General features: G+C 65.0%; 12 protein-coding genes. 5 read left to right on the top strand and 7 right to left on the bottom strand.

Translation table 11 applies throughout. From position 1 onward, the window contains the following. Window positions 1-32 precede the first annotated feature (32 nt). On the bottom strand, window positions 33-2,915 hold the full coding sequence (gene galA, locus MJ601_RS08870) for a beta-galactosidase GalA (RefSeq protein WP_242125447.1): 2,883 nt from the start codon (window positions 2,913-2,915) through the stop codon (window positions 33-35). Beyond that, on the bottom strand, window positions 2,912-3,655 hold the full coding sequence (locus MJ601_RS08865) for a copper homeostasis protein CutC (RefSeq protein ID WP_242125445.1): 744 nt from the start codon (window positions 3,653-3,655) through the stop codon (window positions 2,912-2,914). Before MJ601_RS08865 ends, galA begins: the two co-directional genes overlap by 4 nt. A 182-nt stretch (window positions 3,656-3,837) precedes the next feature. Between MJ601_RS08865 and MJ601_RS08860 the strand changes: the two genes are divergently transcribed. After that, on the top strand, window positions 3,838-4,647 hold the full coding sequence (locus MJ601_RS08860; protein WP_242125443.1) for a class I mannose-6-phosphate isomerase: 810 nt from the start codon (window positions 3,838-3,840) through the stop codon (window positions 4,645-4,647). Between the two features lie 47 nt (window positions 4,648-4,694). Continuing rightward, entirely contained in the window at window positions 4,695-5,297 is a 603-nt protein-coding gene (locus MJ601_RS08855; RefSeq protein ID WP_491572898.1) for a 5'-methylthioadenosine/S-adenosylhomocysteine nucleosidase, read from the top strand. Between the two features lie 81 nt (window positions 5,298-5,378). Here the strand turns inward: MJ601_RS08855 and MJ601_RS08850 are convergent, their stop codons facing one another. From MJ601_RS08850 to petA, 4 genes are all read right to left on the bottom strand, one after another. Further along, window positions 5,379-5,915, bottom strand: a complete 537-nt coding sequence (locus MJ601_RS08850; protein WP_242125440.1) for an adenine phosphoribosyltransferase — start codon at window positions 5,913-5,915, stop codon at window positions 5,379-5,381. A 76-nt stretch (window positions 5,916-5,991) separates the two neighbouring features. Beyond that, window positions 5,992-6,840: a cytochrome c1 gene (locus MJ601_RS08845; protein ID WP_242125438.1), complete on the bottom strand. Its 849-nt coding sequence runs from the start codon at window positions 6,838-6,840 to the stop codon at window positions 5,992-5,994. Between the two features lie 16 nt (window positions 6,841-6,856). Next, complete coding sequence (locus MJ601_RS08840; RefSeq protein WP_242125437.1) at window positions 6,857-8,149, bottom strand: cytochrome b; 1,293 nt, start codon at window positions 8,147-8,149, stop codon at window positions 6,857-6,859. A gap of 11 nt (window positions 8,150-8,160) precedes the next feature. Next, the gene (gene petA / locus MJ601_RS08835; RefSeq protein ID WP_242125435.1) at window positions 8,161-8,727 is read right to left on the bottom strand and encodes a ubiquinol-cytochrome c reductase iron-sulfur subunit; all 567 of its coding nucleotides are present in this window, start codon (window positions 8,725-8,727) and stop codon (window positions 8,161-8,163) included. Between the two features lie 204 nt (window positions 8,728-8,931). On the opposite strand from petA, the gene MJ601_RS08830 reads away from it, so the two are divergent. Genes MJ601_RS08830 through MJ601_RS08820 form a run of 3 tightly spaced genes read left to right on the top strand, consistent with a single transcriptional unit; the run spans window position 8,932 to window position 10,857 of the window. Then, window positions 8,932-9,390 carry a tRNA (cytidine(34)-2'-O)-methyltransferase gene (locus MJ601_RS08830; protein WP_491572897.1) on the top strand — a complete coding sequence of 153 codons (459 nt, stop codon included), beginning with the start codon at window positions 8,932-8,934 and terminating at the stop codon, window positions 9,388-9,390. Further along, a complete protein-coding gene (gene hemF, locus MJ601_RS08825; RefSeq protein WP_242125433.1) occupies window positions 9,387-10,250 on the top strand; it encodes an oxygen-dependent coproporphyrinogen oxidase in 864 nt (287 codons plus the stop codon). Before MJ601_RS08830 ends, hemF begins: the two co-directional genes overlap by 4 nt. Window positions 10,251-10,257: 7 nt before the next feature. Then, window positions 10,258-10,857 (top strand): GNAT family N-acetyltransferase, encoded by a 600-nt coding sequence (locus MJ601_RS08820; RefSeq protein ID WP_242125431.1) that lies wholly within the window; start codon window positions 10,258-10,260, stop codon window positions 10,855-10,857. On the opposite strand, the gene MJ601_RS08815 is transcribed toward MJ601_RS08820, so the two are convergent. Next, window positions 10,839-11,627 (bottom strand): DUF7847 domain-containing protein, encoded by a 789-nt coding sequence (locus MJ601_RS08815; RefSeq protein WP_242125430.1) that lies wholly within the window; start codon window positions 11,625-11,627, stop codon window positions 10,839-10,841. The genes MJ601_RS08820 and MJ601_RS08815 overlap by 19 nt on opposite strands. Window positions 11,628-11,663: the final 36 nt, after the last annotated feature.

The following is an 11,663-nucleotide window of genomic DNA, read 5'->3' as shown; positions in this document are numbered from 1 at the left end:
AGCTCGAAGGCATGTCTCGCCCAAAGCGGCACTTACTTTCCGACCAGTTGCACGGTTCCGAGAATGCCTGACTTTTCGCCGGGAGCCGACTGCACCAGCAACGCCACCTCATGCGCTCCGGCCGGGACATTGGCGGCGATCGCGCCGATCCCGGCCTGATCCTTCACGCTCACGCGCTGGCCGTCGATCCAAAGCTCCGCCCGTCCCGCGACCTGGTCGAACAGCAGCCGCCCGCCCTCAGCCCTGATCCGTCTACGCTCGGGCAGCGCGGCCCGCCAGATTCGCCACTGCGCCGTCTTGTCCGGCTCCACGGCGGTGCCGCTGCGGGTGAAGGCCCAGAGATTATTGTCGCCGTCGGCCGGACGCAGCGCGGGGTCCGGCCGTTCGGCAAAGGCAGGGGAGAGGCGCCATTCCGTCACCAGTGCGCGGGCCGCCTCTACCGGGACGAAGGGCCTGACCTCGCTCGCCAGCACAGGGAGCACGAGCCGCGCAGGCTTCAGCCCGTCGGCCTGCGCATCGATCGTCACGCGGCCGCGCCCTTCATCGGCCTGTACGATCAACTGTGCCAGACCGTTGAACAGGGAACGCTCCGGCGCCTTTTCGCTTTCATGGCAATTGGGATCGCCATTGCCGACCCCGATCAGCGTCGCACCCGACACGGCAAAGCGCACCTTCCGCTGCTCCACCGGCACATGATGACCCCGCGCGTCCACGGCATCGACCGTCACCGCCACCACATCCTCGCCGTCGCCCCGCAGAGCGCGCCGGGTAGGCTTCAGCCGCAGCGAGACCGCCTGGCCCGCCGTATGATGCACCGCCCGCGCCATGACGCGCCCGCCCTTCAGCGCCTCCACCTCCAGCAGGCCCGGCGCATAGGTCGCAGCGAACCTGTTGCCCATGATCCGGTCGCAATCCTGTTCCCCGATCACCCGGCCATTCACCTTCACCCGCACCCGATCGGCATTGGACGTTACCAGCAGGTCGATGCTCTGCCCCTCGCGCCCAGGCCCGTGACCCGACCAGGTCCAGTGCGGCGCGACGCCCACCACAACCGCATCATCGATCCATTGCGCCCGCCTGATGTCATAGGCCGTCTTGGCGAAGCCGCACAGGTCCAGCACGCCGAAGAAGCTGGCGATGGTCGGCCATTCATAGGGCGTCGGCTCACCATGATAGTCGAAGCCCGTCCATACGAAGCCGCCCGCGATGAACGGGCGCGTGGCAATCTCGGCCCAGGCCTTGCGATGCGTCGCGCCCCAGGCCGCAGCCTCCTCATCCATGGAGGAGATGACATGTCTGGCCGGATCGCTGGCAAAGGCCCCCCTCGTCATGAAGGCGCTCGTATCCTCCGAACTGGTCGAGGGCTTGGCCGGATTCAATGCATGGAAACGGTCATAATCGTCTGGATAATAGTTGAACCCCATCACATCGACGACCTGCGACACATTATGCGGGGCGTAGAAGGAACCGTTCATCGCCGCCGTCACCGGGCGGCTGTCGTCCAGCGCATGCACGGCCGCGCGCATCCGCCGAACCATCTCCACCCCGGCCTGCGTGCCCTGCATCGGTTCCTCGTTGAACACAGACCAGAGGATGATGCTGGGATGGTTGCGATGCGCCCGCACCAGCCATTGCAGCTGCGCCATATTTTCGGGCGCCGGGTTGAAGATGCGATTCTCGTCCATGACCAGAAAGCCCATCCGGTCGCAAAGCGCGTAAAATTCCGGTGCCTGCGCATTGTGGGAGCAGCGAATCGCGTTGCAGCCGAAATCCTTCAATCGCTGGAGCCGCCAGGCGAGCAGCGCATCGGGAACGGCGACACCGACACCGGCATGGTCCTGATGCAGGCATACGCCCTTCAGCTTCACCGGCCTGCCGTTCAGCAGGAAGCCCCGGTTGGCGTCGAAGGCCATGGACCGAAAGCCGATGGGGACGATCCGCCGGTCAACGCCCCGCTGCTCCCTCACCTCTATCTCGACGGTGTAGAGCGACGGCGTTTCCACCGACCAGAGGCGGATGCCGCCCGCCTCGATCGACAGCGCGGCCCGCGCCGATGCGAGAGGATCGACCTCCGCCGCAGCGACTTGCCGTGCAACCTCCTGCCCATCGGGATCGCGCAGCACCGCCGTCACCTGCGCCGCCGCAGGGGCATCCGATATGCTCTCCAGCGTCACCGCGACGGGCACCGTCCAACGCCCGTCGATCAGCCGGGGATCACAATGCACCCCATCGGTGGCGATGGAAAGCGCAGGCCGTTTCGCCAGCCACACATGGCGGTAGATGCCCGCGCCTTCATACCACCAGCCTTCCATCGCGGTCGCATCCACCTGCACCGCTATGACATTCGCCTCGTCGCCGAAGCGAGCGAAAGGCGTGATATCGACGATGATCGCATTATAGGCGGAAAAATTGCGCGCCACGACGCTGCCGTTGACCCAGATGGTCGAGTGCGTCGCGATGCCGCCGAACTGCAGTTCCAGCCGCTTGCCCCGGTCGCCTTCCTCCAGCCGGAAGCTGCGCCGGTACCAGCCCATGCCGCGCGGCCGGTAGCCTTGCGAGACATTGGCGCTTTCGACGAAGGGCTGGAAGGACGCCCAGTCATGGGGCAGGCAGACCGTCTCCCAATCGCTGTCGTCCCAGTCGATGGCCGCCGCCCCGCGCGCATTGCCCGCCTTGACCGAAAGATAGGTCTGATGGTGGCCGACCGGCGGCTCCAACGGGATATCGCCCGCATGGAAGCGCCAGCCCCGGTCCAGCAACAGCCGCAAAGGATCGCCCTTCGGCAAGGGCTGCCATTCCCGCTCACCCAGAGCGTCCAGTTCCGCCGCCGTCGCCTCCGCCGCGACGGCGGTATCGGGCATCAATCCCGCCGCTACGGCCAGCATCATCGCTTCCCGCCGGGTGAAGTCGCTCATGCGTCGAGCACCCCGCGCAAGGCCCGGACCTCCGCCAGCGATGTCCGCCGTGCCGGTCCCAGCGCGAAGCCCATGGCGAGCGCCCCGGTGTCCGGTGCATCGCCTTCCATGCTGGCGGAGGCATGGACCTCCTGCACGCCGGTCGCCGTGAGCAATTGGTGCGCATTGGCCGCCCGGATACCCGATCCCGGCATGATGACGATGCGGCCGCCGGCCCGCCGATGCATCGCCGCCAGCACCGGCAGCGCGTCCATGGCCCGCACCGCACCGCCCGATGTCAGGATGCGGTCGAAACCGAGTTCGACCGCCAGATCGACCGCGGCCACCGGATCGTCCACCAGATCGATCGCCCGATGCAGCGTCAGCCCGACATCGCCGCGCCTGGCCCGCATCGCCGCGGTCCAGCCGCCGAGCGCATCCGCATCCAGCCGCCCGTGACGCACGGCGCCGAAGACCAGGCCGTCCACTCCCGCATCGATCAGCGCCTCGCCCTCCGCCACGGCCGTTTCCAGCATCGCGGCATCATAGGCGAAGTCGCCGTCGCGGGGACGCACCATCGCGCGCACGGTCCGGCCGCTCGCCCGCGCCCTTTCGACCGCCAGCCGGGCGAGGCCGGCCGAAGGAGTGAGCCCCCCCAGAGCCAGCGCTCCACACAGCTCGATCCGATCCGCACCGCCGCTGATCGCGGTTTCGAGATCCGAAAGGCGATCGACGCAGATTTCCAGCTGGATACGGCTCATAAATTTCAAAAAATCCTGTCGATGGAAGATGCCGGGTTGGGAAAAGACGGTAGGCGACGGCGGTGGCGGACGCTATTGTATAGCGCTACCATTGCCAAGTCCCAGCCCTTCCGGACGGTAAACTCCGCTCATTCGAGCAGGGGCTGCTTGCCTCGCGGAAAAGACTTCTCATAAGGAACTGCATGACGACGACCCGCCTCCTTGCCCACACGGTCGAAAAGCCCTGGGGCCGCACTGACATTCCCGCTCATATCGCTGCCGCCGACGGCAAGCGCATCGGCGAGGTCTGGTTCTCGCCTGAGCAGGACAAGAGCCTGCCGCTGCTGGTCAAATATATCTTCACCAGCGAGAAATTGTCCGTGCAGGTCCATCCCGACGACGCGCAAGCGCGCGAACGGGGACTGGCGGGGGGCAAGTCCGAATGCTGGTACATATTGGATGCACAGCCCGATGCGCGGCTGGGCATCGGCCTGACCCGCGACCTGACGCCCGAAGAATTGCAGGCCGCGGCGCTGGACGGCAGCATCGAGGGTCTGATGGACTGGAAGCCGGTCGTGCCGGGCAGCTTCTATTATATTCCCGCCGGCACCGTACATGCCATTGGCGGCGGCGTGACGCTGGTGGAGGTCCAGCAGAATAACGACGTCACCTATCGCCTCTATGATTATGGCCGCCCGCGCGAACTGCATCTGGAGCAAGCCATGGCCGTCAGCGTCGCGACCCCCTATGCGCTGCCCGACCGCATCGTGCCTGTGACGGCGGAGGAAAGGCTGGTCGCGGGTCCAGGCACGCCCTTCATCCTGGATATGGTGCAGGCGGGACCGGGTTCGGAGCAACGAATCGAAGGCGAGATGCTGTGGTTCGTTCCGCTGGCGGGGAGCGGCACGATCGACGGCCAGCTCTGGCGGCAGGGCGAATGCTGGCTGATCGAGGGAAGCGCCGCCCTTGCGGCGGACACAGGCATGAGCGGGCTGCTCGCCCGCCTGCCCTGACACAGGCTGGCGCTCGTCAAAGGGGATCATCGATGCCGGATGGGGAAATGATTGCGAACAGGCGGGTCTTGTTCGTGATGGCGGTAGAGGCCGAATATGGCCCCCATCTCCGGGCGCGCTTCAACCCGCTGATGACCGGGGTCGGCCCGGTGGAGGCGGCGCTCGCCACCGGTATCGCGCTGCAGGACATGCGTCAGCGGCAGGTTTTGCCCGATCTGGTGGTCTCGCTCGGCTCGGCCGGGTCGCGCATCTGCACGCTGGGTGAGGTCTATCAGGTGGCCAGCGTCTCCTGGCGCGACATGGACGCCTCGCGCCTTGGCTTTCCCAAGGGGATCACGCCCTTTTCGGACCATCCGGCGGAAATGCCGCTGCACACGCCCCTTGAGTTGCGCTCTGCGCGGCTGTCGACCGGTGCCGATATCGTCGGCGGCGAAGATTATGCCGCGATCGACGCCGATATGGTGGATATGGAAACCTTCGCCGTCGTGCGCGCCTGCCAGCGCTTCGGCGTGCCGGTCATGGGGCTGCGCGGCATTTCCGACGGGCCCGGTGAACTGGCGGACATGCTGGGCTGGACACAGTTGCTTGCGCTCCTCGACGAGCGACTGGCGCAGGCGGTGGATATGCTGGCAGACGCGTTGGACGTCTAAGCTGTGGGGGCTGCTATCGGATGATGGATTGGAGAGGTCCGCTTTCCAATCCCTGATCGCCCATGGCTGAGTATCGAACCGTCAGTGTCCTTCGAAGGCGATGATCGCCGCCGACGCAACCCCGTCCGCCTCAAGCGCTGCCATACCGCCCAGTTCGAGAAGGTCGATAGCGAACAGCGCCATCAGCACCGTCGCGCCCTGTTCGCGAATCAGTTGCGCTGCCGCCAGTGCCGTTCCGCCCGTCGCGATCAGGTCGTCGACCAGCAGTACCCGCGCGCCATCGGGGATCTGCCCTTCGTGCAGTTCCAGCCGGTCGGTGCCATATTCCAGGACGTAATCGATGCCGACGGTCTTGCCCGGCAACTTCCCCTTCTTGCGCACCGGCACGAAACCGGTGCCGAGCGCATGCGCCAACGCCGCGCCCAGAATGAAACCCCGCGCCTCGATTCCCACGATCAGTCCAGGATCGAGCGGCCGGGCGATGGCGGCCATGCGCTCTACCAGTTCCGCCAGACCCTGCCCGTCCGCCAGCAAGGTGGTAATGTCCCGGAACTGGATACCCGGCTTGGGAAAGTCCGGGATGGTGCGGACCAGGGCCACCAGACTGTCAGCGCTCATTCTCTTGCCCTCATAGGAAAAGGGGCCCGGTTCCCATGAAACCGCGCCCCTCTCATTTGCCTGTTCCGGACCGCGATCAGGCGGCCTTTTTCTTGTCCGCCCAGATATTCTGGTAGGCCATGTAAGCCAAGCCCGTTGCGATCAGCAGGAAGAAGATCGTCGCCAGCCCCGCGCGGCAGCGGTTTTCCAGCTTCGGTTCGGCCGTCCAGGTCAGGAAAGCCGCGACGTCCTGCGCCATCTGGTCGACGGTCGCCTTGGTGCCGTCGCCATAGGTCACCTGGCCGTCCGCCGTCAGCGGCGGCGCCATGGCGAGGTTCAGGTTGGCGAAATAGGGGTTGTAATGCAGCCCCTGCGGCGTCTTGGCGTCGGGAAATTCCTTCAGCAGTTCGGCCGGCTGAGGCTGGAAGCCCGTGATCAGCGAATAGACATAGGCGCTGCCATGATGCCGGGCCTTGGTCATCAGCGACAGGTCCGGCGGGATCGCATTGTTGTTCGCCGCCATCGCCGCCACATTGTTGGCGAAGGGCTTGGGGAAATAATCCGAAGGAACCGGAGCGCGAGTCGACATCTCGCCCGTCTTGGGGTCGATATCCGGGGTCTTGATCGCCCAGTTCTTGGCGATCGCCTTGATCTCCGCGTCGTTATAGCCAATGCCCTTGAGATCGCGGAAAGCCACGAACTTCAGGCTGTGGCAGGCCGAGCAGACCTCCTTGAACACCTGGAACCCGCGTTGGAGCTGCGCCTGGTCGAACTTGCCGAAGGGGCCGTCGAACGAGAAGGACACTTCCTTGGGATTGCGGTGGAATTCATGCTCCACGGTGACGGCGGGCGGCTCTGTGACATAGGCCACCGCGCCGACCAGGAAAGACACGAGCAGCCAGCCGGCAAAGAAGAGCCCGACAAGAAATGCGCCGATGCGTACCATGCTTGTCAACTCCCCCTTATTCGGCCGGGACCGCGACGGGTTCGCCGCCGGTCTTGCCATATTTCGCCAGCACTGCCTCCGTAATCGAGTTGGGCAGCGGCAGCGGCTTTTCGAAGCGCGAGATCAGCGGCAGGATGATCAGGAAATGGGCGAAATAATAGGCCGCCGCAACCTGGGAGATCATCACATAGGGTTCCGCCGCCGGTGCACCACCACAATAGCCCAGCACCAGCACGTCAAGGATCAGGATCCAGAAGAACTTCTTGAAGGTGGGGCGATAGCTGCCCGACCGCACTGCCGAGGTGTCGAGCCAAGGCAGGAAGAAGAGCAGCAGGATCGAGCTGAACATCGCCAGCACGCCCAGCAGCTTCGCGGGGACGAAGAAGAAGTCCACGGTGAAGGCCCGCAGGATCGCGTAGAAGGGCCAGAAATACCATTCCGGCACGATATGCGCGGGCGTCGAAAGCGGATTCGCCTCGATATAATTGTCCGGGTGACCCAGATAGTTGGGCGCATAGAAGAGCATGATCGCGAACAGGATCAGGAACACGCCCGCGCCGAAACCATCCTTCGCAGTGTAATAGGGGTGGAAGGGCACGGTGTCCTGCGGCCCCTTCACTTCGACGCCGGTCGGATTCGACGAGCCGGGAATGTGCAGCGCCCAGATATGCAGGATCACGACGGCCGCGATCACGAAGGGCAGCAGGAAGTGCAGCGAGAAGAAGCGGTTGAGCGAAGCGTTGCCGGGCGCAAAGCCGCCCAGCAGCCAGGTCTGGATCGGATTGCCCACCACGGGAATCGCGCCGAACAGGCCGGTGATGACCTTGGCGCCCCAATAGCTCATCTGGCCCCAGGGCAGCACATAGCCCATGAAGGCGGTCGCCATCATCAGCAGGAAGATGACGAGGCCCAGCAGCCACACCATTTCGCGGGGCGCCTTGTAGGAGCCGAAATAGAGGCCGCGGAAGATGTGGAGATAGACCACGATGAAGAAGAAGCTGGCGCCCGTGGCATGGGCATAGCGCATCAGCCAGCCCGCATTCACGTCGCGCATCGTCTGTTCGACGGTGGCGAAGGCGACCTGGGTATTGGCGCCATAATGCATCGCCATGATCACGCCGGTGACGATCTGGATCACCAGCGCGAGACCGGCGAGGACGCCGAAATTCCAGAAATAATTGAGGTTGCGCGGCACGGGATAGCCAGCGCCGATTGCGTTGTAGACGAGGCGCGGCAGCGGCAGCTTCTCGTCGATCCACTGCATCGCGGGATGCTTGGGAGTATATTGTTCAGCCCAGGGAAAGCTCATCTTCTACCCCCTCAACCCACGAGAATGGCGGTATCGGAAGTGAAGCTGTACTTCGGCACTTCCAGGTTCTTCGGCGCAGGGCCTTTGCGGATGCGGGCCGCGGTGTCGTAGGACGATCCGTGGCAGGGGCAGAAATAGCCGCCGAACTCGCCGCGATTCTCCCCCTCGCCCGCGCCCAGCGGCACGCAGCCCAGATGGGTGCACACGCCCATGGTGATCAGCCACTGCTTCTTGCCGTCGACGGTGCGCTGCTCCAGCGTCTGCGGGTCGCGCAGCGTGGACGGATCGACCTTGTCCGCCTCGGCGATTTCCTTGTCGGTCAGGTGCCGCACGAACAAAGGCTGCGAGCGGAAGGTCGTCTTGATCGCCTGGCCCGGCTGGATCGCGGAAAGATCGACCTCCGTCGACGCCAGAGCCAACACGTCAGCGCTGGGATTCATCTGGTCGATCAGCGGCACGACGACCGCGACCGCACCGACGCCAGCAAAGCTCACGGCTGCGATGTTGATGAAATCGCGGCGGCGAACTCCGTCACCCCCCGATGGCCCCTCACTCTCCACATGCTCAACAGTCGTCATGCACCTCAACCCTTGCAAGAACGTCACTGGCCCCGCCGCATTGCCTGTTTGGCTATGATTATCAGGAGAGCCGCGGCGCCCAGGCAAGTGGACGCGCCTTTCCCCCTGGCGCGGTTTGCAGGCCTGATAACCGTAGGATACGCCCTTTGCCAAGCAATTTAGACAGGCTATGACAATTTGCCGGGCTGTTCTATGGCGCGGGACATGCGTATTGCCCTGTATCAACCCGAAATCGCTGGCAATGTCGGCGCGATCCTGCGCCTTGCCGCCTGTTTTTCCGTGCCGGTGGATATCGTCATGCCGATGGGATTCGCCTTTTCCGACGCGAAGCTGAAACGGGCGGCGATGGATTATGGCGCGGCGGCCGACATCACTCGCCACGCCAATTTCGAAACCTTCGACGCGGCGCGACGGGCGGAAGGACGGCGGCTGGTGCTGATGAGCAGCCATGCCGCGCAGCGCCTGCCGGACGTCGAATTCCGCCCGGACGACATTCTTCTGATGGGGTCGGAAAGCGCCGGCGTGCCCGACAGCGTGCGCGATCTGGCCGATGTGCGCGTGCGCATTCCGATGGCGCCCGGCTTTCGATCCTTGAACATCGCCGTTTCGACGGGCATCGCGGTCGCCGAGGCCCTTCGCCAGACTGGAAGTTTTCCGCAATGACGCTGAACCTGAATCCCCAACAGCAAGCCGCCCGAAACTGGTTCGAATCGCTACGCGACCGCATCTGCGCCGAATTCGAGGCGATCGAGCGCGAGGCGGGGTCGGAAGCCCGGTTCGACTATATCGCCTGGGATCGTGAAGCGCCCGGCCTGACGCCCGGGGAAGGCGGCGGCGGCGTGCGCGGCGTCATGAAGGGCAGGATATTCGAGAAGGTCGGCGTCAATGTCTCGACCGTCAGCGGCGCCTTTTCCCCCGAATTCGCCAAGACCATCCATGGCGCTTCCGACGACCCCAGCTTCTTCGCCACCGGCATCAGCCTGGTCGCGCACATGGCGAATCCGCATGTTCCCGCCGTGCACATGAACACGCGCTATCTGGTGACGGCGAAAAGCTGGTTCGGCGGCGGCGCGGACCTCAACCCCCCGCTCCCGCGCGCGGAGGATACGGCACATTTTCATGAAGCGCTGAAAGCCGCCTGCGATGCGCATGACGCGGACTATTATCCCCGCTTCCGCCAATGGGCCGACGAATATTTCTTCATTCCCCACCGCAACGTCCATCGCGGCGTCGGCGGCATTTTCTACGATCATCTGGAATGCGCCGACGATGCCGCGTTCGACGCCCATTTCGCCTTCACCCGCGATGTGGGCGAGGCCTTCCTCCAGGCCTTCCCGCCCATCGTCCGGCGACGGATGGGAGAAGACTGGACGGAGGCGGACTATGCCCGGATGCTGGAGTGGCGCGGCCGCTACGCCGAATTCAATCTGGTGCACGATCGCGGCACGCTGTTCGGCCTCAAGACCGGCGGCAATATCGACGCCATCCTGATGAGCCTGCCGCCCATGGCAAGCTGGAGTTGACTGCCGCATGAGCCTGACCCCGGTTCCGGACGACCAGATCGCCACCATCGTCACCCATCTGGAGATGCGCGAACGGCCCCGCCCCGCACCCATTCCGCCCGCCCCGCTGCGGCTGGTGCCGTGGAAAGCGCCCGCGCTGGACGCCTATCGCACGCTGTTCCGGCGCGTGGGCGAGCCGTGGCTCTGGTTCTCCCGCCTTGTGATGAGCGACGAGGCGCTCGGCGCCGTCATCCACGACCCCGCCGTGCAAATCTATGCCGTGACCGATCCGCGCGGGGTCGAGGTGGGACTGCTGGAGCTGGATTTCCGATACCCCCCCGACTGCGAGCTGGCCTTTTTCGGACTGGTCCCGCAGCATGTCGGCAAGGGCTTCGGCAAATGGCTGATGGCGCAGGCCAAGGCGCTTGCCTGGCGCAAGGATGTGACGCGCTTCTGGGTGCATAGCTGCACGCTCGACAGCCCGGCTGCGTTGGGTTTCTATCAAAAGGAGGGATTCGTGCCCTATAGACGCGAGGTCGAGACTTTTGCCGATCCGCGCCTCGCAGGGCTGCTATCGCCCCAGGCCGCGCCGCATGTGCCGATGCTGGGTCAGTTGCCGACAGCCTGACGATAGAGCCGGGCCAGCATCACCAGCATATAGACCTGCACCACGGTGGAGACGGCGGCGGCCGCCACGCCGCCCGTCAGCCGCCCGCCCGTCTGCCCGCCGATCAGCGTGCCGACCAGCCCGAACACCGCCTGCGCGGCGCCGCCGATGATGGCCGAGAGCACGGTCAGCACCAGCACGAAACCCAGCAGGCGCCAGAAATGCCCCCGCGTCAGTGCCCAGCCCTGTCGCAGCGAATTCATCACCCCATCCGTACCGTCGATCACCACCGGATTCAGCAGCAGCAGCCGCACGCTGGTGAAGATGGTGGCGATGACGACGGCGGCACCGAACAGCAGGCCAAGGCTCGCCGCCAGAGGCTTGGCGATCAGTGTCAGGACCGTGACGACCAGCGTCGCGGCAATGACCGCACCGGCCAGGAAACCGGCCACCACCATCGCCGTGCCCAGCAGCACGGGCAGGCGCGCGAAGCTGAGGCGCAGCGCTTCGCCCACGCTGATGCCGGGGCGCAGCGCCAGCGCGAACAGGGTCAGCGACCCGAACCAGATGATGACAACCGCCAGCAGCATCGCCAGCCAGAAGCTGCCCGGCACATTGGGCAGGCTGGATTGCGCCATGTTCCAGTTGGCCAGTTCCGGCGGCGTCATTTCCTGAAGGATCAGCCCCGGCAGGGCGACGAACAGCAGGGCGACCGGAAACAGCAGGCTGCTTTCGCGGGAGACGAAGGCGACCGCCTCCCCCCAAGCCTTGCCGATAGACATTGTCGCCATATCTTTGCCCTGTTCTCTTCGCGATGCTCTGAAATT

This window comes from Sphingobium trunci (assembly GCF_022664535.1).
Taxonomy (GTDB): domain Bacteria; phylum Pseudomonadota; class Alphaproteobacteria; order Sphingomonadales; family Sphingomonadaceae; genus Sphingobium.
The sequence above is the reverse complement of the archived record's forward strand: the minus strand, read 5'-3'. Positions and strand labels throughout refer to the sequence as shown.

Excerpts from the sequence above, each read along its gene's own strand:
- galA (WP_242125447.1), bottom strand. The coding sequence starts at position 2,915 with ATGAGCGACTTCACCCGGCGGGAAGCGATGATGCTGGCCGTAGCGGCG.
- MJ601_RS08815 (WP_242125430.1), bottom strand. The coding sequence starts at position 11,627 with ATGGCGACAATGTCTATCGGCAAGGCTTGGGGGGAGGCGGTCGCCTTC.
- petA (WP_242125435.1), bottom strand. The coding sequence starts at position 8,727 with ATGACGACTGTTGAGCATGTGGAGAGTGAGGGGCCATCGGGGGGTGAC.
- MJ601_RS08830 (WP_491572897.1), top strand. The coding sequence starts at position 8,932 with ATGCGTATTGCCCTGTATCAACCCGAAATCGCTGGCAATGTCGGCGCG.
- hemF (WP_242125433.1), top strand. The coding sequence starts at position 9,387 with ATGACGCTGAACCTGAATCCCCAACAGCAAGCCGCCCGAAACTGGTTC.
- MJ601_RS08850 (WP_242125440.1), bottom strand. The coding sequence starts at position 5,915 with ATGAGCGCTGACAGTCTGGTGGCCCTGGTCCGCACCATCCCGGACTTT.
- MJ601_RS08855 (WP_491572898.1), top strand. The coding sequence starts at position 4,695 with ATGATTGCGAACAGGCGGGTCTTGTTCGTGATGGCGGTAGAGGCCGAA.
- MJ601_RS08865 (WP_242125445.1), bottom strand. The coding sequence starts at position 3,655 with ATGAGCCGTATCCAGCTGGAAATCTGCGTCGATCGCCTTTCGGATCTC.
- MJ601_RS08820 (WP_242125431.1), top strand. The coding sequence starts at position 10,258 with ATGAGCCTGACCCCGGTTCCGGACGACCAGATCGCCACCATCGTCACC.
- MJ601_RS08860 (WP_242125443.1), top strand. The coding sequence starts at position 3,838 with ATGACGACGACCCGCCTCCTTGCCCACACGGTCGAAAAGCCCTGGGGC.
- MJ601_RS08845 (WP_242125438.1), bottom strand. The coding sequence starts at position 6,840 with ATGGTACGCATCGGCGCATTTCTTGTCGGGCTCTTCTTTGCCGGCTGG.
- MJ601_RS08840 (WP_242125437.1), bottom strand. The coding sequence starts at position 8,149 with ATGAGCTTTCCCTGGGCTGAACAATATACTCCCAAGCATCCCGCGATG.